18 protein-coding genes are annotated in these 20,731 nt (G+C 66.6%); 15 read left to right on the top strand and 3 right to left on the bottom strand.

Annotated features, from left to right (window positions below):
• Positions 1-138 precede the first annotated feature (138 nt).
• The 3 genes from LXT23_RS45325 to LXT23_RS45315 all read left to right on the top strand — a co-directional run bounded on the left by LXT23_RS45325 (position 139) and on the right by LXT23_RS45315 (position 2,345).
• On the top strand, positions 139-369 hold the full coding sequence (locus tag LXT23_RS45325) for a hypothetical protein (RefSeq protein ID WP_253986762.1): 231 nt from the start codon (positions 139-141) through the stop codon (positions 367-369).
• 30 nt (positions 370-399) lie between these two features.
• The gene (locus LXT23_RS45320) at positions 400-933 is read left to right on the top strand and encodes a GNAT family N-acetyltransferase (RefSeq protein WP_253986761.1); all 534 of its coding nucleotides are present in this window, start codon (positions 400-402) and stop codon (positions 931-933) included.
• A 227-nt stretch (positions 934-1,160) separates the two neighbouring features.
• Positions 1,161-2,345 (top strand): site-specific integrase, encoded by a 1,185-nt coding sequence (locus LXT23_RS45315; RefSeq protein WP_253986760.1) that lies wholly within the window; start codon positions 1,161-1,163, stop codon positions 2,343-2,345.
• Here the strand turns inward: LXT23_RS45315 and LXT23_RS45310 are convergent.
• Positions 2,323-2,748 (bottom strand): hypothetical protein, encoded by a 426-nt coding sequence (locus LXT23_RS45310; RefSeq protein WP_253986759.1) that lies wholly within the window; start codon positions 2,746-2,748, stop codon positions 2,323-2,325. The genes LXT23_RS45315 and LXT23_RS45310 overlap by 23 nt on opposite strands.
• A gap of 992 nt (positions 2,749-3,740) precedes the next feature.
• Here LXT23_RS45310 and LXT23_RS45305 point away from each other — a divergent pair.
• Positions 3,741-4,478 carry a hypothetical protein gene (locus LXT23_RS45305; protein WP_253986758.1) on the top strand — a complete coding sequence of 246 codons (738 nt, stop codon included), beginning with the start codon at positions 3,741-3,743 and terminating at the stop codon, positions 4,476-4,478.
• Positions 4,479-6,041: 1,563 nt separating this feature from the next.
• Here LXT23_RS45305 and LXT23_RS45300 read toward each other — a convergent pair.
• Complete coding sequence (locus tag LXT23_RS45300) at positions 6,042-6,500, bottom strand: hypothetical protein (RefSeq protein WP_253986757.1); 459 nt, start codon at positions 6,498-6,500, stop codon at positions 6,042-6,044.
• Positions 6,501-6,919: 419 nt separating this feature from the next.
• On the opposite strand from LXT23_RS45300, the gene LXT23_RS45295 reads away from it, so the two are divergent.
• From LXT23_RS45295 to LXT23_RS45265, 7 genes are all read left to right on the top strand, one after another.
• The gene (locus LXT23_RS45295; RefSeq protein ID WP_323379162.1) at positions 6,920-7,849 is read left to right on the top strand and encodes a DUF2381 family protein; all 930 of its coding nucleotides are present in this window, start codon (positions 6,920-6,922) and stop codon (positions 7,847-7,849) included.
• On the top strand, positions 7,846-9,669 hold the full coding sequence (locus tag LXT23_RS45290; RefSeq protein ID WP_323379161.1) for a serine/threonine protein kinase: 1,824 nt from the start codon (positions 7,846-7,848) through the stop codon (positions 9,667-9,669). The genes LXT23_RS45295 and LXT23_RS45290 overlap by 4 nt, the downstream gene beginning before the upstream one ends.
• Positions 9,670-9,916: 247 nt before the next feature.
• Positions 9,917-10,999 carry a protein kinase domain-containing protein gene (locus LXT23_RS45285; RefSeq protein WP_253986755.1) on the top strand — a complete coding sequence of 361 codons (1,083 nt, stop codon included), beginning with the start codon at positions 9,917-9,919 and terminating at the stop codon, positions 10,997-10,999.
• The gene (locus LXT23_RS45280) at positions 10,996-11,415 is read left to right on the top strand and encodes a helix-turn-helix transcriptional regulator (RefSeq protein WP_253986754.1); all 420 of its coding nucleotides are present in this window, start codon (positions 10,996-10,998) and stop codon (positions 11,413-11,415) included. The genes LXT23_RS45285 and LXT23_RS45280 overlap by 4 nt, the downstream gene beginning before the upstream one ends.
• A 204-nt stretch (positions 11,416-11,619) precedes the next feature.
• Positions 11,620-11,766: a hypothetical protein gene (locus LXT23_RS45275; protein WP_253986753.1), complete on the top strand. Its 147-nt coding sequence runs from the start codon at positions 11,620-11,622 to the stop codon at positions 11,764-11,766.
• 203 nt (positions 11,767-11,969) lie between these two features.
• The gene (locus LXT23_RS45270) at positions 11,970-13,316 is read left to right on the top strand and encodes an AHH domain-containing protein (protein WP_253986752.1); all 1,347 of its coding nucleotides are present in this window, start codon (positions 11,970-11,972) and stop codon (positions 13,314-13,316) included.
• A 19-nt stretch (positions 13,317-13,335) separates the two neighbouring features.
• Entirely contained in the window at positions 13,336-13,905 is a 570-nt protein-coding gene (locus LXT23_RS45265; protein WP_253986814.1) for a hypothetical protein, read from the top strand.
• A gap of 327 nt (positions 13,906-14,232) precedes the next feature.
• Here LXT23_RS45265 and LXT23_RS45260 read toward each other — a convergent pair whose 3' ends face one another.
• A complete protein-coding gene (locus LXT23_RS45260; RefSeq protein ID WP_253986751.1) occupies positions 14,233-15,168 on the bottom strand; it encodes a hypothetical protein in 936 nt (311 codons plus the stop codon).
• A gap of 1,325 nt (positions 15,169-16,493) precedes the next feature.
• Here LXT23_RS45260 and LXT23_RS45255 point away from each other — a divergent pair.
• The 4 genes from LXT23_RS45255 to LXT23_RS45240 all read left to right on the top strand — a co-directional run bounded on the left by LXT23_RS45255 (position 16,494) and on the right by LXT23_RS45240 (position 20,026).
• Complete coding sequence (locus LXT23_RS45255; protein ID WP_253986750.1) at positions 16,494-17,009, top strand: hypothetical protein; 516 nt, start codon at positions 16,494-16,496, stop codon at positions 17,007-17,009.
• Between the two features lie 108 nt (positions 17,010-17,117).
• Positions 17,118-17,411, top strand: a complete 294-nt coding sequence (locus LXT23_RS45250; RefSeq protein WP_253986749.1) for a 4-fold beta flower protein — start codon at positions 17,118-17,120, stop codon at positions 17,409-17,411.
• Between the two features lie 73 nt (positions 17,412-17,484).
• Positions 17,485-18,225, top strand: a complete 741-nt coding sequence (locus tag LXT23_RS45245; protein ID WP_253986748.1) for a restriction endonuclease — start codon at positions 17,485-17,487, stop codon at positions 18,223-18,225.
• A 67-nt stretch (positions 18,226-18,292) separates the two neighbouring features.
• A complete protein-coding gene (locus tag LXT23_RS45240) occupies positions 18,293-20,026 on the top strand; it encodes a hypothetical protein (RefSeq protein WP_253986747.1) in 1,734 nt (577 codons plus the stop codon).
• Positions 20,027-20,731: the final 705 nt, after the last annotated feature.

The raw sequence follows: 20,731 nt of genomic DNA, 5'->3' as shown, positions 1-20,731 counted from the left end.
AGGGGAAGTGCCGGCGGCAGGCGCGGCACGAATCCCTTTTATCATGGGATTTTTCGGATTTTTAACATCTGGCAGGGTAGTCAATTTTACGCATGGTATGGCATTGCTTGAATGCAGTGCGTCGAGCGGAGGTGTCACGTGCGCGACGTGTTGGCGACGACCTGGTCTCTGGAAGAGAAGCGCGAAGCGTGTCTGCGCGCGCCCATGGGAGACGACCTGCTGCGTACGGACACGCGCATCATCGCGCGACCGGGCTGGTATCAGGTGGTCACCCCATCCGCGCCGGGCAGCATGCTCAACGAGGTCGTCCTCTCCCAGGTGGACGCCACGGAGGCGGAGCAGGTCATCGACGAGGCCATCGCGGTCTAGCGGGAGACGGGGCACCCGACGAAGTGGTGCGTGGGCTTCTGGACCCGGCCCGCGGACTTCGGGGAGCGGCTCACGAGGCGCGGTTTCTCGAACTGGGACGTGCGCGGGATGGGCTGTGACACCCGTGGGGTGTACACGGCTCCGCGGCGTGTCACGGTCGACGAGGTCACCGAGCCTGACCTGGGCGCCTACGTGGCGGTGGAGCAGCAGGGCTGGTCCCTTCCGGCGAGCGACGCCGAGGTCCAGCATGGGGTCTACCTGTCCGCGCTGCGCGCCCATCCGCGCAGGGTCCATCTGTTCGTGGCGCGACTCGGGGCAGAGGTTGTCGGCACAGCCGGGCTCGTCCTCCGCGACGGGTACGCCTACCTGCTGGGAGCGCAGGTGCTGGAGACGGCACGCGGGCAGGGGGCGTACCGGGCGCTGGTCACGGCGCGACTGGAGTTCCTGCGGGAGCGCGGCATCGGCTACGCGGTGACGCAGGCCCGCGAGGCCACCTCTGCGCCCATCCTCGAGCACCTCGGCTTCGAGACGCTGTTCCGTTCGAGGTGCTATCGGCTGTCGTAGGCTCGCCGGCGCGGGCGCGCGTCTCACAAGGGACCGTCCGCGGTTTGGGCGTGTCTGTAGCGCTTTCGCCGGAAGCCTATAGCGGCGGGTTCGATTCCCGCCGCCTCCACTAAAAGTAACCCGCCGTTGTCAGCCGCGCCCCCTCCGAGCGAGGGGGCGCGGTTTGACTCCAGGGACCAAATCGGGTCAGTTGGGACCGAAATTGGACCAAAACGGAGTCCTTCGGCATGGGTAGCGGCAAGGTCTGGTCAGGCAAGTGGAAGGGCGGGCGGACGTTCACGGCGAAGGACGGCCGCCCGGTGTACGTGCTGCGCAAGATGGTTGCGGGCAAGTCGTACACGGTTCACCTCGACGCGCGCAGCGAGACGGAAGCCGAGGCAGAGCTGGCCCTCTTCATGCGCGACCCGGAGGGCTACCGCACCCGGGGCGAGGCTCAGAAGCTCAAACAAGAGTCCGCCGTCTACATGGACGCGCCCACCGTGGGCCGCTACCTGGAGCACATGCGGCGCGCGGGCACCACCGCGCGCTACGTGGGCAACGTGGGCTTCTACCTCGCGGCGTGGGCCGAAGGGCTCGCGGGCCGCGACTTGCGCACCGTCACGCTCCAGGACTTGCTGCGCGAGTTGAACCGGCAGCCCACCGCGCGCAAGAACCGGATTACCGCCCTCAAGGCGTTCTGCGCGTGGCTGCGCGAAGACGCGGGCGCGTTGACGACGGCAGAGGACGCCAGCATTTCTCTCAAGGTGCCCGCCAGCCGTCCCGAGAAGTCGGTGCGCGAGAAGGGCTACAGCCTTGAAACCATCGAGCGCCTTTACCGCGCTATCTCCGGCTGGGAGTTCACCAACTTTCAGCAAGAGGCCACCCGCCGCGTGACGGACGTGCAATGCGTGCGGGACGTGCTGTGCCTGCACGCCAAGACGGGCATGCACGGCACCGAGATTGAGCGGCTCGCCCGGGGCGAGGGCAAGGTGACGCTGTTGAAGGAACCGGGGGAGATCGCCGCCACCGTGCGTTTCGTTCACAAGAGCGGGCGCGTTCACGTCCAGAGCCTTGACCGTCAGGCGCTCGCAGCCGTGCAACGGCTCCAGGCGCGTGGCGCGGCTCCGGTGGACAGCCACATTCGGCGCGTGGTGCGGCGGGCCTGCAAGTCCCTGGGCATGGAGTTGGTGCGCTTCGGGGAGTTGCGGCACAGCTTCGTTACCTGGGCTTCCGAGTGCGGCCAGGAAGTGCGGCCCAAGTCGGGAGGGCTGCCGCTCGCCGCGATTGCCGCCGTGGTGGGGCACACCTCGCCCGCGACCACCAAGCGCTTCTATGAAAACGTCGCGGTGCCGCCCATGATCAAGGTGCCGCTCCGGCTGGAGCACCCCGAAGATCCGGCAGTGCTGCCGCTCAAGGTTGCCGCAGCATCCTAAGAATCGCGTCCCTTGTTTCCCGCCCGGAGGCTGCATTCCGGGCGGGTTGCCGCTTGAGCTTGGGGGCTGGCTCGCGGCTGAAGCGCTCCTGAAGCGCTTCGATGCTCTCCACCGTCACCATGGCCGTCTTACCCACCTTGGGGGCGCGGCTCAGCACGCCAGCCTTGAGGAGCGCGAAGACCTGGGAGCGCCCGCAGCCGAGGAGCGCTTGTGCCGCGTCCACGGTAACGGCGCGGGCGGCCTGCATGGGGGCGCCCTGAGTGAAGCGGGCATGAAGGGCGCCCACGGCTTCCCGCAAGAGGCGTAGCTCCTCGTGGATGGACCGCAACAGCGCGGACTCGGCGCCGTCGTCCGGTGCGGGGGGCTGCTGCGGGGGAGTGGTGTCCTGCGTGGTGTCCTTCATGGTTGCTGACCTGCTGGTGCCGGGAGGCCGTGGGGCTTCCTGGCGGTGTCCGCACTGAGAGGCCGCGATGCGTGGGCGGAGTCACCACCCCGAAGGTGTGCCCCCGGAATGAGGGCACCCCGCAGCGTCAATGCGTGCCGGAAATTCTGCGGGACAACACAAACAATAGTCAAACATTCCGGCAATGACTGGCTGCTCACCTTGAGTGATAGGGTTTCGCGCGAGACATCGAGTTTCGCGCCTCTTCAGAGGGAGTTTCGCGCGGGAGCTTTGCTGCGTGGCGCGAAACGCAGCGGCGCATGTGATTGCGCTGATGGGTGCGCGAAATGGTGGTGAGGAATTGCGCCGCAAGGGGCGGAACGTTTCGCGCGGTGGGGTTTCGCGGCGGCGCAGTTTCGCGCGTGCACCACGGCGGGCGCGGCCCGGGCGAAACGGCGGCGCGGCGCGCGGCGGGTGCGGATTCGCGCCGCTGCGGGAAAAGCGCCCTCGCGGTGCGGCGCGGCTGGCTCAGCTCCACTCTGGGGCGCCGCGTTTCGCGCCGGAGGCGGGGCGCGTGGCGCGGAAGCGCTGCCGGGGTTTCGCGCCGTACCGACTGGGGCGGACGTTGCGCCACGGCGAAACGCGCACCCTCGGGGGGCGCCAATTCGCGCCACGGTGCCCCGCTGGTGCGCGCGGTAACGGCATTTCGCCCGCCCGCCGTTCCCGAGGGCCGCGTTTCGCGCGGCGCTGGGGGTTTCGCGCGGGTGCTGCGGATTCGTCCGGAGGCCGGGCCCGACTGCGCCGCCGTGGGTGTGCCGAGTGCTGCCTTCCGCCCGGGTTTCGCGCGTGGGCGCTGCTGGCGCTTGCTGGGCTGCTTGCCTCTCAGGGCTGCCGCCGCGATTCACGCCATAGCCCGAGGTGGTGCGCGGCGCGGGCAAGCTGCATGGCCCCGAGGTGGTGCTTGGCACCGGCCCTGGCCGCCACTTCGCACCGGACGGGCACCACGGCCGGAGGTGGCGCTCGGCGCGTGCAAGCGGCACGGCCCCGAGGTGGTGCTCGGCACCGGCCCTGGCCGCCACCGCGCACCGGGCAGGTGCCACGGCCCCGAGGTGGTGCTCGGCGCGGGCAAGCTCCACGGCCCCGAGGTGGTGCTCGGCACCGGCCCCGGCCGCCACCGCGCACCGGACGGGAGCCACGGCCCCGAGGTGGTGCTCGGCACCGGCCCTGGCCGCCACCGCGCACCGGGCAGGTGCCACGGCCCCGAGGTGGTGCTCGGCACCGGCCCCGGCCGCCACCGCGCACCGGACGGGCGCCACGGCCCCGAGGTGGTGCTCGGCGCGAGCAAGCTCCACGGCCCCGAGGTGGTGCTCGGCACCGGCCCCGGCCGCCACCGCGCACCGGACGGGCGCCACGGCCCCGAGGTGGTGCTTGGCGCGGGCAAGCTCCACGGCCCCGAGGTGGTGCTCGGCACGGGCCCTGGCCGCCAGTGCGCACCGGGCGAGCGCCACGGCTCCGAGGTGGTATGCGGCAGGGGCCCTGGCTGCCGCTGCGCACCGGCTGCCCGGCTGCCTTCGGTGCATCCTGGCAGGCATCCACCGCACCGGAGGGGAGCCGGAGCCGATTCGAGCGGTGGCGGCGTGGCGCGAAAGGGACGGCTCCGCATTTCGCGCCGCACGGAGGCGGGACCTTTCGCGCGTGGGTGCTTAGAGAAGGGCCCTATTTCGCGCCGCTGCTGCGTCAGGCGGGCGTGATGCGCCCCTGTCTACGGACGCTAATTCCCTGGCGCCGCCGTTTCGCGCCCTGCTTTCGGTCGCTGCGCGCCGCCCCGTGCGCGCTGGCTCGCTGGCGGTGCGAAACTGCGCCGCGTCCGTGCTGCCGGGAGGTTCGCCAAAGGGAGGCCCGCCACCGCGCCTCAAGTCGCGGCAGCGTGCGGCGCCGTCGTGCCCGGCCGGGCGAAACCGCGCCGCCGGTGGGCGGCGGTCCTTTGCGCGGGTGACTTTCGCGCCCCCGTGGGTTTCGCCCGCGCGGGGCGCGGCTCAAGACTGGGCTGCCCCTCTCGCCACCTCGGGCCGTAGGCACCCACTGCGCAGCGTGGAGGCAGCCCGCGCCGAGCACCGCCCGCGTCACTGCGCCGCCGAGAGTTTCGCCCGCGTCGAGCGCCACCTCGGGCCGTGGGCCCGTCATCCGGGCTGGGCAGGCGTTTCGCGTCGCACCCCACCTCGGGGCCGTGGCGTTTCGCGTCGAGCACCACCTCGGAGCCGTGGCAGCCGTCCGCGTACCGCACTTCCGCGCTGCCTGGACTTTCGCCCGCGCCGAGTGCCACCTCGGAGCCCTGGCGGCCATCCGCACGCCGTACTTCCGCACGGCCCGGAGTTTCGCCCGCGCCCCGCACCACCTCGGGACCGTAGCGCCTGCTCGGTGCGCGATGGCAGCCAGGGCCCCCGAGCACCACCTCGGAGCCATGGCGCTCGCCCAGTGTGCCGTGGTGGCCAGGTCCCGCGCCGAGCGCCACCTCGGAGCCGTGCCGCTTGGCCGCGCTGCGCGTTACCTCGGAGCTGTGGCGCTTGCGCCGAGCACCACCTCGGGCCGTGGGGCCCGTCCGGGTTGGGCAGGCGTTTCGCGCTGCGCCCCACCCTCGGGCCGTGGCGCTTGCCCGGTACGTGCTGGCTGCCAGGGCCCATGCCGAGCACTCCTCGGGGCCGTGGCGCTTGCCCGGTGCGCGGTGGCGGCCAGGGTCGGTGCCGAGCGCCACCTCGGGCCGTGGAGCCTGCCCGCGCCGAGCGCCACCTCGGGGCTGTGGCCGCCATCCGCACGCTGGGCTTGCGCGCGGCCTGGAGTTTCGCCCGCGCGGCGCACCACCTCGGAGCCGTGGCGCGCGCCCGGGTTGGGCAAGGCGTTTCGCGCTGCGCACCACCTCGGGCCATGGCGCCCGCCCGGTGCGCGGTGGCGGCCAGAGCCCATGCCGCGCACCACCTCGGAACGGTGCAGCTTGCCCGCGCCGAGCGCCATCTCGGAGCCTTGCAACCATCCGCACGCCGCACTTCCGCACGGCTCGGAGTTTCGCCCGCGCGGCGCACCACCTCGGAGCCGTGGGGCCCGTCCGGGCTGGGCAGGCGTTTCGCGCCGAGCACCACCTCGGAGCCGTGCAGCCATCCGCACACCGCACTTCCGCACGGCACGGAGTTTCGCCCGCGCGGCGCACCACCTCGGGCCGTGGCGCCCGTCCGGGTCGGGCAGTCGTTTCGCGCCGAGCGCCACCTCGGGGCCGTGGCGCCCGTCCGGTGCGCGGTGGCAGCCAGGGCCGGTGTCGAGCACTACCTCGGGCCGTGGCGCTCGCCCGGTGCGCGGTGGCGGCCAGGGCCGGTGCCGAGCGCCACCTCGGGGCCATGGAGCTTGCCCGCGCCGAGCACCACCTCGGGGCCGTGCCGCTTGCCCGCGCCGAGCACCACCTCGGGGCCGTGGCGCCCGTCCGGTGCGCGGTGGCGGCCGGGGCCGGTGCCGAGCACCACCTCGGGGCCGTGGCACCTGCCCGGTGCGCGGTGGCGGCCAGGGCCGGTGCCGAGCACCACCTCGGGGCCGTGCCGCTTGCACGCGCCGAGCGCCACCTCGGAGCCGTGGAGCTTGCACGCGCCGAGCACCACCTCGGGCCGTGGCGCCCGGCCGGTGCGCGGTGGCAGCCAGGGCCAGTGTGCCGAGCACCACCTCGGGATCGTGGCGCCCGTCCGGTGCGAGGTGGCGGCCAGGGCCGGTGCCGAGCACCACCTCGGAGCCATTGAGCTTGCCCGCGTCGAGCGCCACCTCGGAGCCGTGGCGCTCGCCCGGTGCGCGGTGGCAGCCAGGGCCGGTGCCGAGCACCGCCTTTGGGGCCGTGGCCGCCACCCGCACACCGCACTTCCGCGGCCCGGTACTTCCGCGGCCCGCGGTTTCGCCCGCGCCTAGCACCACCTCGGAGCCATGGCGCCCGTCCGGGTTGGGCTCGGCGTTTCGCGCTGCGTACCACCTCGGAGCCGTGGCGCCCGCCCGGTGCGCACTGGCGGCCAGGGCCCATGCCGAGCACCGCCTCGGGGCGCCCCGGGATGCGCAATAGCGCGCACAGGCTCGCGTCTTCAGACCTGGCCCTCGCGCCCTCGCGTTGCCCACGGCCGCGCCGGGAGTGCGCTCGGGGAGGGCTGGCGCCTGTTACGCTTAACCCATGCGGTTACGCCTCTTGCCACAACTTCCCGGGCTCTTGCTGGCGCTCCTGTCCATGGCGGCAGGGGCGGCGGAAACAGCGACGCCCCCCAGCCCCTCCCTTCAATTTCGCCGCGTGCCCCTCACGGCGAAAACCGAGGTGGTGCGCGTCGCTCCGGGTATCCCCACGACGCTCAATTTCGACGCGGAGATAAACCAACAGGCCGTGAAGCGGGATGCCCCGGCCCGCGTCAGACTGCTGGCGATTTCGGAGCGCTCCGTCACGTTGATGACCGAGGGCGAACTGCGCGAAGGGGTGACGCTGCGCGTGCCATTCCTGAATGAGCCCGCCCTCGCAGAACCCGTCTTCCAACTCGTCACCGCTACGGACGTGGCGGACGGGCAGGTGATGATTTACCGCAGCGCCAACGCGCCGGAGTTGATGCGAGCGCGGTTGGCCGAGTTGGAGGCCCGCAGCGCCGTGTGCGAGGCGGCACTCTCTGCGCAACGCGAGCGCGGCAAGGCCATGGGCCCCGCTGATTGGGTCCTCTCGGGGCAGGTAGAGGATTGGGGTGTTCGTTTCGCCTTTCTCAAGCGGTGGTCCAACTCGGGCACGGCGGGTGTGGAGGCTTTACAAGTCCGTCGCTTCCAGGCGGCTGCGTGGGTGGTGCTCGCCATGGAAGTGCGGAACGCGTCCGGGCAGCTCTGGCGGCCGGGGCGGGCATGGCTGGAAGGTGCCACCGGCAGCCGCGTGGAAGCGCGCACGGTGCGCATGGCGCCCGAAGTGCTGGCGCCCGGAGAAAGGGCGCGCGTGGTGGTGGAATTCGAGAGTCCGGAGAAGCGCCCGGGAGAAGTCTTCGGGTTGGTGGTGCAGGACGTGGACGGCGCCCGGCCCCTGTCCGCTACGGGCGTGGTGATTGAGGACAAAGCGCAGGAGAAGAGCAGCCCATGATGAACGCGGACCCCCCCAGCTTCCTCAAGCCCGGCGCCCACCTCGACGCCTACCGCATTCGCAGGTGGAAGGGAGGGGGCGCCTATGGCGACGTGTACGAGGGCGAGAAGAACGGCAAGCCCTATGCCCTCAAGCTGTCCAAGCACCGCCACTCCAGCGACGACCCGGGCAAGACGTACCAGCGCCAACTGCGCGAGTTGGTGTGCCTTGTCCAACTGGAGCACCCCAACATTGCCAAGGTGCTCGGCTGGACGCGCACCGAGGCGGGTTACGGCTGTCTCGTGCTGGAATACGTGGACGGTTGGACGCTGGCCGAATGGCTCCAGGAAACGCGCCCCACCTTCGGGCAAGTCCTGCGCGTTTTCGCCAAGCTGGCCGATGCGCTGGCGTATATGCACCGCCAGGGCGTGCGGCACCGGGACGTTTCGCTGTTAAACGTCATGGTGCGCAAGGCGGACGGCGAGCCCGTCATCATCGATCTGGGGGCGGGAGAATACTCCGGGGCGCACGAGTTGACGGATGCGCCCTTGCCACCGGGTACTACCCGCTACCGCTCGCCCGAGGCGGCCCGCTTCTTCAAGGAACACCAGAACGACCCGAGCGCCCGGTACGACTTCCCGCCAGAGGATGACCTCTACTCGCTGGCCGTGTGCCTCTATGACGCGCTGACGGACGCGGAGCCCGCGCGCAGGGCGGACGCACGTAAGGCCCCGCGCCTCAACGTCAACAGCCCCACCACGGCGCCACTGTCCGCCCGCCGCGTCAATCCGCGCGTGCCGGAGCCGGTGAGCGCCTGGGTGGAACGGTGGTTGGTGCGTGACGTGGAGAAGCGGCGGCCCGCGTTGGCCGCCATGCCCGGCGCCCTGGAAGAGCTGGGCAGACAGGGCGGCGCGGAGTGGCTGGACACCGTGCAGCCCCCTTCGGAAGCGGGGGGCGCGGCCCCCGAGCGCACCCCACCCGGAACGCGGCGGCGCGTGCGGGGGTGGGCCGTGGCCGCCGCCGTGCTGGCCGCTGTCGCGGTGTTCGCGTGGCTGCGCGCCTCCCCCTCGTCAGAAGGGCCGCCCTCCCAGCCCGCGCCGGAGTCCTCCAGCGCCCCGCGTGCGGCGGCCCCGGACACGCCACCTTCCCGGCCCGTGCCGTCTACCAGTGCAGTACCGTCCCCACCCCAGGTGCCCCCCGTTGCGAAGGAAAGTCCCTCTGTGAGTGCCCCCAAGAATCCGCCCCCAAGTCCGATTGGCGCGAAGAAGTCGAAGAAGGCCGCGCCCGTCGTCAGCCCTGAATTCCTCAAGCAATGCGCCATGGCGGGTGCGAGTGCCGCCGCGTTGATGGGCTGTCCCGCCTCTCAGGTGATGCCCACGCGGGAGGCGTGCCCCGCAGCAGCCGTGGAAGCCATGGACGCAAGAGGGCTGGAGAATCTGAGTGCTACCAACATCATCGTTGACCCGAAGCAGCCCGATTTCGTGAAGAACGAGAAGGAGTGCAAGGACCGGGGCAACTGGCGCAGAGACATCGCGTGCTTCGCCATTGTGGGCGACGGGAAAATTGAAAGCGTCGTGAGGGACGGCACTTACGGGCTGCCCAAGGGCACGCGGCTCTACGGCCAACTGTGGACGAGTGGGGACGAGGTGGTGGGCCGCTACACCCGCGCCGTGTTTCCCCCCGACTTCGACGTTGGGGAAAGAGGTTGGGAGCGTGACTTCCCCGTCTGCCTTGCCCTCGGGCTCAACGGTGGTGCGGAGAAGGTTTCCGGTTCCAAGCCCGGTGCCGCGATACTCAAGGCGACCGAGCAAGTGCGGCCCATTTTTGGGCAGTGGCCATGAGGGCACGTCGTAAAGGCTCTTTGCAGAAGATAGCCCCGCTAGCTGTAGCAACAATGTTGCGATAACTCGGGCCTCAAACCTGGGGAGTCGTTCCCTTCCGGGCCTACTCCCCCGTAGTTTTCTCCCTGCATTCGCGCGGTGTCCGTCGCCGCGCTTCCAGGAAGGAAACGCCCTCATGGCTTACGCCGGTTCCCCGTGGTTTCCCCCCGGGACAATCCTTTTCTCTCGTGGAAAATCCACCTACGAAATGGTGGAGGACTTGGGGCCCGGCCACCATGGCGAGCGCGTGCTCGTGGCGCGCCATCGCGTCAAGGGCGACGCACGCGGGAGGGTCATCCTCAAGGCGTTGCCCCTGCCCGCCGTCACGTCCGAGTTGAAGCTGGCGCGTAAACGACTGGAGGAAGAGGTACGGCTCGCCAGCTATCTGCGCCATCCGAACATCGGCCGCGTCTACGGAATGCACAAAGTCCAGGGCGCCCTGTATGTGATTACGGAGTCCGTCACCGGGTGCTCACTCAATACCCTTGTCGAAGTGGCGCTGACGCATGAGCGCTACTTTCCCGAATCCTTCATGCTGTACGTGGGCACCCAAATGGCTGGGGCCCTGGCGCACGCGCACGCCTGCCGGAGTGAGAGGGGCGAGCCGCTGAACATCGTCCACCGCGCGATTGACCCGGTGCGCATTCGCGTGACGCTGGCGGGGGAAGTGAAGCTGATGGATTTTGGCCTCGCGTCCGCGCGGCTTCCGGGCCAGCGGAGCACGCGCCGACCCGGCGCACGGGGAGACGTTTATTGGGCCTCGCCCGAGGCGCTACTCGGGCAGCCCGAGGATGCGCGCTCGGACCTGTTCACGCTGGGCATGGTGCTGGTGGAGTTCGCCACCGGGAGGCACCTGCTCAGTGCGCCCGACATGCTGCTGGAGGGCTTGTGGGCGCTCGTACCTGAAGCGGAGCGGGAGCGGCTGGGCAGCGCGATTGCCCGCGTGCAGGATGATTGGGATGGGGTGGACCCAGAGGAAACCATTTTGCGGGCAGCCACCTTCACCCCGGCGGACGTGGACGCGGCAACGCAACGACTCTCAGAGCCCACGCGGGCCGTGTTCCGCAAGTTGCTGCACCGGGAACCGGCAGAGCGCTACCCGTCCGCACTCGCGCTGCAAGAGGCGTTGTCCAGCGTGCTCCGGGAGCGCGGGGGGTACAGCGCCAAGAATGCGGCAGACGAAATCCAGGCGGCAATGCGGCGGGCGGGCGAAGCGCGGGCCGATGAAGAGGACGGAGCGCAGAGCGCGTTCTGCGTGGACGCCATCACGACGGAGCCGAGCCCGCCGTGACTGCGCCCGTCCGGCGTCCGGTGACGTTTCGCGTCGCCGCTACGGACGAGTCCCTACGCGCATCCATTGGCCACGCCGCGAAAGCGGCGCGGCTCCGGTTGGGGCTCAGTCAGTGGGAAGTCGCGGAGACCATCGGCATCAACTCCGAGGTTTACGGGCGCATCGAGCGGGGGGGAATGGCTCCGAGCATTGACACGCTGCACCGCCTGTGCGTGGCGCTCGGCATTTCCGCTGACGTGGCTTTCGGCCTGGAGTCCTCCGGTGCGCGTGCTGCCGCGATTGAACCCGTGAAGCAAAGCACCCTGATTCGCCGCCTCGTGCGGCGTGCGTCCGTCCTCAGTGCGCGTTCGATGCGTACGCTGACGTGGATTGCCGCCAACATGGCGCCCGACGCGCGGAAGAAGCGGGCGCGGTAATCACCGCGCACCCGGCATGCATTACGGCTCCGAAGTGGTGCGCGGCACGGGCGCTGGCGGCCACCGCGCACCCGGCGGCATGCATTACTGCTCCGAGGTTGCGCTTGGCGCGGCGCTGGCGGCCACCACGCACCCGGTAGGCACCACGGTTCCGAGGTGGCGCTCGGCGCTGGCAGGCACCACGGCGCAGAGGTGGTGTCCGACATGGGCGCTGACTGCCACCGCGCACCGGGCAGGCACCACGGCGCCGAGGTGGTGCTTGGCGCGGGCGGGCTCTACGGCGCCGAGGTGGCGCTCGGCAAGCGCACTGGCAGCCACTACGCACCCGGCAGGCGCCACGGCCCGAGGTGATGCCCGGCGCGGGCCCTGGATGCCACCGCGCACCGGGCAGGCGCCACGGCCCCGAGGTGGCGCTCGGCATATCCCCCGTCCGCCGCTGCGCTCGGTGGAGCCGCCATGCCCCCAAGGTGGTGCTCGGGGAGGCCCGATCCGATGGGTCCTGGCCGTGACTCGCCGCGCCCCGGAGGATGGAGCCCTTTCCCGCTGGGGGGCTGATGAGGGTACATCGCGCTGCCGCGCTGCTGCTGGCTTTGGTGACAGGTTGTGCCTCGGGGCGCGTGGTGCGCTTGGAAACTGGCCGAGGGCCGTCGGTCGTCTTCACTCCCGTCAACGGTGAAGCCGGGCCGGTGGAGGTGGAGCGGGACGACTTCAAGAAGGCCGTGGCGCGGCTGACGCGGGAGATGCGGCCTCCGGCCAATCCCCAGCAGGCCGCGCGGCATCTGATGGGAGTGGATGCCCGAGGCGGCGCGTACTTCTTCAACGAGCGGACCCGGCAGCTCACGCCGCTGGACGGCGCTGCATTGGCGTCCGACATGCCCCCAGCGGACGTGGAACTGACGCGGTCATATCTGCGCTGGTGCGAGCGCACCGGGCGCAAGGGCGACTGTCTGCGCCTGTTGATAGAGAGTCCTACCGTCACCGGAGACGGGCACTACACCCTGGCCATGGCCCTGGCTCAAGGTGTCGTCCGGGAAGAGATGCTGGACGCCTTTCGGGACATGGCCGACCCACACGCGGCGCTCTCGGCGGTGCTGTGGACCATGACCCTCTACCTGGTCCTCTGGTCGGTACCCGAGCCGGTGAGCAAGGGCCTGGCTGCCGTGATGACGGCCACAGCCATCGTCTACCTGGGGGTAGATACCTTCTGGTCGCTGATAGCGGGCTTCAAGCGGCTGGTGGAAGCGGCGGACCGGGCCACCACGTTTGACGACTTGCGCGATGCGGGCGAGCGCTACGGCAAGGTCATGGGCCAGAACGCGGCGCGAGCCTTCGCGCTGCTGGCGACGGTGGCCGTGGGCAACACTGCGGTGGGTTTCGCGGGCAAGGTGCCCACGCTGCCCGGCTCCGCCCAGGCGGCGGTGCTGGCCGGGGACCGCGCGGGCATCCGCCTTGCCGCCGTGGGCGACGTGGGCGCGGTGGCCGTGTCGGGCGAAGCCGTCACCGTGGCACTGGCTCCCAACGCTATTGCCATGACGGCACGGGCCATGGGGGGCGCGGCTGCCGCCCCGGTGGACGCGGAGGGCCATGACCACCACATCGCTACGAACAAGTGGTGGAAGTCCACCCACAATGATGGCCCGTGGTCGCCCGAGTTTCAGAAGATTTTCGACAAGGCGGGCATGTCGCTGGACGACCCGGCCAACATCGTTCGCGTCAAGGGCCACAAGGGGCCGCACCCGCTGGAGTATCATGAGCGAATTTTCGAGCGGCTGACTAATGCAACAAGAGGGTGCCGCACCATGCAGCAATGCCGCGAGGCGCTGACAACGGAACTCCGCAAGTTGGGGCAGGAAATCGCCACTCCAGGCACCAAGTTCAACAGGCTGGTGACAGGCACCTAGTAGGGACACAATGGTCAACATGCCAAAGCGGTACTTCAAGCTTGCCGTCGATATGTCCGTCAAGGCGCGTTGGTCGCTCGGAATGCTCGCTAATCTCCAGGGCCGGGAGGTGGACGACCCGTGGGCGTTCACGGATGGAAGACCCCTCCCCGACCCGGGCCGCTTGACGCTTCCCGTTACCAGCCCGGGAAGGACGGTGGACTTCAGTTATGGGGGCATCGCTACTCCGGTGGTGCATCCCAGGGTCGCGTCCGTCTTCGCTCGGCTCGCTCCCGAGGACATACAGCTCTTCCCTGTGGGGATTGAGGGCCAACCCGAGCCGTTCTGTGTCCTCGTGGCCAACAAGTTGATTCGCTGCATTGACGACGGGGCTTGCGAAGAGGTCCAGGTATGGACGCCAGAGGATGGGCGACCTGAGAAGGTTGGACAGTACCGGGATATATGGGGCTTGCGCATTGACCCCTCTAAGGTGGGCGACTCCAAGGTGTTCCGTACCTGGGGATGGCACATCGCCTTGATCGTCCGAGAGGAAATCCGGGATGCGCTAAATCACCTGGGCGCCACGGGAATGAAGTTTGACGAGGTTTAGGGGCATGTTCCCTGGCTCCGAGGTGGTCCTCTGTGCGGGCGCTGGCTGCCGCTGCGCACCGGGAGGGCTCTACGGCCCCGGTGAGCTTTGGGGCCTTGATGCGGGCGCCCAGTCGGGCGAGTGCCCGTCCCAGGGGGGCCACCGAAATGCGAGGGTAGCCGGGGCGCTCCATCTCCAGTGCGAGCAATTAGCGCGTCCACGGCGACCAGCACCAGCCCCAGGGCGTGCTCACCAGCGGCGGCTTAGCAGCACATTAGCCACGCATGGAGTATGTCAGTGCTAACTTTTGCCCACAGAAGTCTGCTCATTCCTTCTGGATTTCCGTGCTCACCTGTCCCTCGGTAGCCTACCTGCCGCCGCTCGCGCAACTACCGACGGGCTCGATGGTTCCACTGCGATGTTTCGCACCTCGTAGATGCGTTCACTAGTGGAGGGCACCGTCGGCAGCGGAGTAAGCTGATCTTTGCTTACCAGTACGAGGTAGCGGTGTGACGAGAGCTCGAAGCCTGCGAGCGGTCCGCTCGTGTAAAGCTCAGCCTGAGAGAACGCCTCCAGAGCCTTCCGGGTTGGGTCATCTCCCTCCCTCACGATCTTCCATTCGGTGAGCACCATGGCGTCGGCAGCCCGCAGTGCGTCCTCCTCCCTCACGGGCTCTCCAAGGACGAGGTCGGTCTTTCCTCCGACCGTGTCGGCCTTGAATGCCCAAATTCCGTGCAGAAGCAGATGCACCGCTCCGAGCTTCTCGCACGCATCTTCAATGCGACCGCTGGTTACCGAGAAAGCTCGCTGCCATTTTCTCTGAATGTCTTCGTCCGCGACTATGCATCGCTGGAGGTGAGTGAAGGCTCTCTCGACGGAACGACGGGCTCGCACCTGTTTGTCTGAGAGAAAGTAATCAAGCTGTGCTGCCACTTTCGCGAGTAGCGCGACTAGCAGAAGTCCCCCACCAATGTTGGGGGACCGGTCACGGCTGAATCGTAGGTGCTCGGCTTCAATGAACTTTGCGAGCGCTGCGTTGGCGTCCGGAGGGAGTTGCCGAACGAAGTCTCTTTGAAAGCCCACCAGGAGGTGAAACAATTCTATCAGCTCAGGAATGATTGCCCAGTTCTCTGTTGCGTGCTTGTCTGGTGTCCACTCTGGTTGGCGGCTGAGTAGTTCCAATGATGCACGTGCTGCGGAAAACCGTGCTGACCAAGCTCTCCACTCTTCAAGCCACAACATAGCCCCTCCTGGCTTTACCGGACGCTCCACCGCATTGTTCACGTTACTCCACGCATGCTCACCTTCCAACGACTGTGCGCCTTTCCATCTCAAGACGGCATTTTCTGCGGCACATGGCGGCCCTGCGCACGGTAGCGATGCACCGCAGAATCCACTGTGGACGCAGCGCACGTCAGCGTCTGGGCAGCGCCGCTGCACGTCGCCCCGCCGCTGACGACCGCGACGGCCAGGCACCGCCGGGCCACTGCCGCGCGCCGTGAGGGCTACGTGGCGCCGCTCGGCTTAGGCTCTGGCCACCGTTGCGCGCCGGGTAGGCACCCCGGCCGAGGTAGTGCTCTGCGGGTCGTGGCTGCCGCCGAGCAGCGGGCAGGCGCCACGGCCCCGAGGTGGTGCGCAGCGTGGGCAGCCCGCCAAGGTCCCCAGGATGGTGCTCGCCAGGGCCCTGACCACCGCTGCGGCTGCAAGGGGCGGCCCTGTCGGATCGCGCGCGGAGCCCGCACATGAAGTCTCACCTCGATCACGAGTCGCGGCCCGTGTGCTCGGGAGCGTCAAGGGTCGGCCACGCCGAAACCTGAACGGTTCTTCGCCCTTGACCCTCACTCCGCGCACAGGCAACTGGGCAACCGGCCGCAAGCGGCGACCCCCGTGCGGTCAGGAGTCGCGATCCGTTTGGCCGACCCGGACGCGATTCAAGAGGGCGGCCCATGACACTGCGGCACCGCCACGGATCCTCGGCTCCGAGGTGGTACTCGGCGTGGGTAGCTTCGCCCGCCCGAGGTGGTGCGCAGCCCGGGCGAAACGCCTTGCCCAACCCGGCCTATCCCCACGGTCCCGAGGTAGCGCTTGGCCCGGGCGAAACGCCAAGCCGCGAGAAAGCGTGGTGGGCGGGTAGCTGCTATGGCTCCGAGGTGACTCTCGGCCAGGGCCCTGGCCGCCGCTGCGCACGAGACGGACTCCACAGCCCGAGGTGGTGCGCGGCGCGGGCGTGGCCATTGCTGTGCACCGGGTCGGTGATCACCACGGCTCCGAAGCAGCGCGTTCGCACGGGTAGCCCCTACGGCTCCGAGGTGATGCTCCTCGGCAGGGCCCTGGCCACTGCTGCGATACCGCGACGGCTCCACGGCTCCGAGGTGGTGCTCGGCGCGGGGGAAGAGCCGACACTACACCGGCGGGCACGAGCGTGCGCGGTAACACCAAATAAGATAAGCGGGTAGAATAGAAACCTCACCTAGACTTTGGCATTCTAGCACCCACATCCAGAGGAGGATTGAATCGAAGTCCGCCATAACCGTTCTGTTCGGAAACCTGGTCTGAGTACCGCGCATCTCGTTTGCCGCACCTCTGCTATTTGCGCACTGGAGTCGCCCATGAAGCTAGAATCTCATGTGATCAAGACATTGCTCGCCGTGATGGTCGCCAGCTTTCCATGTATGGCGTTAGGCCAGCATGCTCCTCCCAAGAATTGGCGCAGTCCTGAGGGATATCAACAGGCGAAATGGGGAATGACCATGGCTGAAGTAAAGAAGGTCATCCCGGACACACGAAGAAGTGACGCAACAACTCTTGCACTTGAGAGCCCTGTTGCCGGATTCGGAGGCGCAATGACATTCCTAAGCTTCCAGGACGACCGCCTGTGGCGTGTTTTCATTACCATTGACTGCAAGCCTACATCCTGCGCATCCATGCTCAACACCTTGACTCATGGACTTGAAAGGAAGTACGGCAAAGCACAGCGCCAGAGCGAAGACGGCCTCACGCATCTCTGGAGCATGGCAGAAACGGAGATTCTTCTACAGGCAAAGCTTCGAAAGGAGCAACCTTGGATCGGCATCTGGTATGAGAGCCTCCGTCTTCGAACATCCGTTGAATCTAGCGGGCTCTGAACAGAGTTTCTACACTGGGAGGCTGCCGCCGCTACACCTATGCTTACTGGGAGATGCGGAGACATACATCCCACAATAGATGTTCACACACGTGTGCTGGAGTTTTCAATGGCGCGATGGCTCTTTGACTGTAATGGCAACGCAATCGCCTTCATCAGTGGCGACAACGTATTCACGCAATCTGGTGATTTCCTTGGACAACTCAGCGGCAACCAGGTGTGGAACAGCACCTATCAAGGGGAGATCATTGCTGACGACAGACTGGTTGCTAGAGATGCTAAACCTCTTGGCCTCCGTGGGCTACCGGGCTTGCCGGGGCTCCCTGGCCTGCCAGGGCTGCCTGGACTGAAGGGGCCAATTCTTTTGCCATTGGGCTATCACGATTTGGAACTTGACGATTAGCTCTACGTTGCCGGTAACCGTTCACTGACCATCCCCATGAACAGTCATCGAAACTGCTGACAGGAGAAGCTGTATGTACGAGCCACAGCCTAGCGATTTCGGGCTCACTGACGATGCACTCCTTCGCCACGCTCGGTTCGACGACACTAGCAGCTATAGAATAGGGATGGGGATTGGCGGAACGCTCGGAGTCCTGCCTTGTTTGCTCTCTGCGCTTAAAGGAGAGTTCGTCGTTGCCTTCGTGATGCTCTTCGGCGTAGGCATCGGAGTCCTCTTCTTCGGGTCTCTCCTCGGCAGCGTCGCGGCAGGCGCGTTCCGCCGAGCGACAAATCCTGAGTACCGGCGCTACTTAGAATATAAGTCAGCACTTGAAGCGTACAGAAAGGCAGTTGCGTATGCCGACAGACTGTTCTGGCTGAGTCTCTCAGGAGAGGATTTTGAGAGGCAACTCGCGCGAGTGCTGAGTGAAGCCGGATGCCAAGTCTCGCTCACGCCGCGAACGGGTGACCAGGGGATTGACCTTGTGATCAAGTACAAAGGCAAAACGTACCTTATCCAGTGCAAAGCACACGCGTCGCCGATGGGACCATCTGCTGCGCGGGAACTCTACGGCACCCTGATGGCAAATAAGGCCGATGGAGCAATCTTGGCGACACTCGCTGGCTGGACTCAAGGCACGGCCAACTTTGTAAGCGGCAAACCTCTTGCTCTCTGGGATTTGGCTCACATCTTGAACATTCAAGAGCACAAGTCTGTCCCATGGCTCTATCTTCCCGAAGCCCATCAGGTTCCTCGGGCGAGCGCTCCCCCATGAACGGTTACAGGAATCCTTTGTTGGGACGTTTGCTAGTGCATGACCTGGCACGTGCGCGAGCCGGCGCATGCGCTATGCTGCGGCGAAACTCAACTTCAACCCAATTGGCACCGAAAGCATGAGCGAATCTACTGCCAAAGAAGACCTGCCGCGCATCAGAGAGATTGAGGCTCTTATTGACGCTGGCTTCAAAAAGAACCCTCTGCTTAGAAATCCAACAAGTTCCTGCATTTGGTATCTCCTTACAGTCCACGAAGATTACGTTCGACTTGAGAATCTTGCGGGCGAGAAAACAGAGGAGGAACTTTTCATAATTGCGGATCGTGCAAAATATGCCCTCAAGTACGCTCTCGAATGGGTAATGCAGTCAACCAGCGAAGGTGCAATATTTTCGCCGCCGCACCATATTCATTGGGGGCGATACAAGCATGCCAAGCAGTTATTTGAAAGGGCGCTCAATTATGAACTTGTTGTTGCCGCTTTTGTTAATTTCTCGCGGGGAGCGGCAACTGCCCGGTTGGTCGATAGAAATACGACTAAGTTTTCTCGGCCTGTGCAAGAGACGGCCTATGACGTTCTCGATATATTCCTTGGCCGACACAGAAATGGCTCTGGAACTCAAAGCCTGTTCAAAGACAGTGATTTAAATTCGGGAGTTCAAGGCGTACTGGCCAATGTTCTTGCCAGTGTCCGACCAAAGGGGCCTCACGGAATTCAGTATCGCTACGATGTTGAGACGCTTAGACAAGCGGCGCTCCTGTATGGACGGCTCACAAGCGCACTTCGAGTGCTTCCAGCGAGTTGGTCGTTTCGGGGCATTACTCCCGAGGCGTTCAATGAAACATGGACGATACTCACCGCAAGGTGCGCAATCCACATGCTGGCACACACTCAAGCTGCCTATCTGGGGTATGATGCGGCAGCCGCTGGCACTGCCGCTCTTCTTACTTCGCGTGAGGACATAGTAAATGAGATCTCGGCCGTCGCAAAGAGCGCAACGAGCAGCATTGTCGCGGAGATAATCGCGCTTCTCACTTATGATGCACAGCTTCCGAGAGGCAAACGAGATCCTGCTCTTCAGCCTCTCATTCCGCTGAGTGGTAACAGGATTGGCATTGCGCCGCATTTGATCGTTTCCAGCAACGGAGAGAGAAATCTAGTTGCATTGCTGGCTCGGCATTACAAGGATGAGTATGATCGGACAACCGATGTGTTGGAAATCGCGCAGCTTGAACAGCTGCGAAGGGAGTTAAGTGGCGCCCCCTTTAGAGTGGCGACAGACAAGCGAGTACCGCGTCGGAATGATCTGCCAAACATTGATATGGTGCTGGCCGATGAGTCTGGCGGCGTCATGCTCCTTATTGAGGTGAAGTGGGTTATTGAAACGTCTGAGGCGTCCGAGGTCTTCGAGCGTGCTTCAACGCAGAGGAAGGCCGCAAGTCAGCTTTCAAAGCTCATGGAGTTTGCGCATGATAAGCCCGCTCAGCTTTGGGCGGTGTGTTTCCCTGATGTGTTGCCGCCGTCCGACCTTCGTGTGTCATCATGCATTGTAATGCGGGGGTTTGCTGGTGTTGCTCCTGTGGATCCTGCGGAGCCGCCTGTTGTCCCTGAGTTGGTCTTGATCGAAGCCGCAAGGCATGCCGTGCCTCTAGGGCGACTTGTTTCGTGGATCGAAGGCCGCAAGTTTTTACCAATTGAGGGGGTCAACTTCCGTCAGCACGATGACACCGTGACGTTTGACGAGCTTTCAGTTATCTGGGGTGGTTTTGACTTGCTTTCACCGCCGCAGTTTTGCCCATAGCCAGTGGTGGGTGGTCGGGGCCGAGTACCCAGCACCTTTCCGTACGTGGGCTTATCTTCATGTGCATAGGCACGAAGAAGTGGCATGGTGCTTGGGCTCAGTACCGCCGTGCATCGGATGGGCTCCACGCTCAGAGGCGGTGCGCGGCACGAGTGCTCGTGGCCACCACGCCCCGGGCAGGCGCCACGGCCCCGAGGTGGCGCTCGGCACGGACGCTGGTGGCCACCGCGCATCGGGCAAGTGCCACGGCCCCGAGGTGGTGCTCGGCGCTGGCGCTGGCCGCCACCATACACCGGGCAAACACCACGGCCCCAAGGTGGCACGCCCCCGGGTTTGAGGCCCAGCAGGGACCAAAAAAGAACCAAATCCAATGGACGGTCCTGGACTCACCCGGACGGAAGGCCACCCCCATTTTCAGAGGGAAACCGAGCGGGCGGCCTGTGGCCCGAGTAGGGACCAAATCCGCCTGTGCGGCTTCGATTCCCGCCGCCTCCACTCAGCAGAGAGCTCCCGAGGCCGGAGGGGCGCCGGTCGACTATGGCTGTGCCGGCTGCACCAGTGCGTCCCGGCCCTCCTCCGGAGCTGGCAGGGTTGCGCCAGCTTCAAGTGAGCACCGTCGACGTCTTGCGCCACGATGCGCGTGAGATACGGCTCTGCGGGCGCCTTGGTGCCGCTCCCAGGCAGCCTGCGGCGTCACGTAGCGGT

This window comes from Pyxidicoccus xibeiensis, from assembly GCF_024198175.1.
GTDB classification, from domain to species: Bacteria; Myxococcota; Myxococcia; order Myxococcales; family Myxococcaceae; genus Myxococcus; species Myxococcus xibeiensis.
Note: the sequence above shows the minus strand (reverse complement) of the source record. Positions and strands in the feature narration are given on the sequence as shown.

Bases quoted from the DNA above. Each gene is read 5' to 3' on its own strand.
- LXT23_RS45275 (WP_253986753.1), top strand. From the start codon at position 11,620: ATGGGCGCTGACTGCCACCGCGCACCGGGCAGGCACCACGGCGCCGAG.
- LXT23_RS45290 (WP_323379161.1), top strand. From the start codon at position 7,846: ATGATGAACGCGGACCCCCCCAGCTTCCTCAAGCCCGGCGCCCACCTC.
- LXT23_RS45250 (WP_253986749.1), top strand. From the start codon at position 17,118: ATGGCGCGATGGCTCTTTGACTGTAATGGCAACGCAATCGCCTTCATC.
- LXT23_RS45270 (WP_253986752.1), top strand. From the start codon at position 11,970: ATGAGGGTACATCGCGCTGCCGCGCTGCTGCTGGCTTTGGTGACAGGT.
- LXT23_RS45310 (WP_253986759.1), bottom strand. From the start codon at position 2,748: ATGAAGGACACCACGCAGGACACCACTCCCCCGCAGCAGCCCCCCGCA.
- LXT23_RS45265 (WP_253986814.1), top strand. From the start codon at position 13,336: ATGCCAAAGCGGTACTTCAAGCTTGCCGTCGATATGTCCGTCAAGGCG.
- LXT23_RS45255 (WP_253986750.1), top strand. From the start codon at position 16,494: ATGAAGCTAGAATCTCATGTGATCAAGACATTGCTCGCCGTGATGGTC.
- LXT23_RS45315 (WP_253986760.1), top strand. From the start codon at position 1,161: ATGGGTAGCGGCAAGGTCTGGTCAGGCAAGTGGAAGGGCGGGCGGACG.
- LXT23_RS45295 (WP_323379162.1), top strand. From the start codon at position 6,920: ATGCGGTTACGCCTCTTGCCACAACTTCCCGGGCTCTTGCTGGCGCTC.
- LXT23_RS45245 (WP_253986748.1), top strand. From the start codon at position 17,485: ATGTACGAGCCACAGCCTAGCGATTTCGGGCTCACTGACGATGCACTC.
- LXT23_RS45240 (WP_253986747.1), top strand. From the start codon at position 18,293: ATGCGCTATGCTGCGGCGAAACTCAACTTCAACCCAATTGGCACCGAA.
- LXT23_RS45285 (WP_253986755.1), top strand. From the start codon at position 9,917: ATGGTGGAGGACTTGGGGCCCGGCCACCATGGCGAGCGCGTGCTCGTG.
- LXT23_RS45300 (WP_253986757.1), bottom strand. From the start codon at position 6,500: ATGGCTCCGAGGTGGTGCTCGGCACCGGCCCTGGCCGCCACCTCGCAC.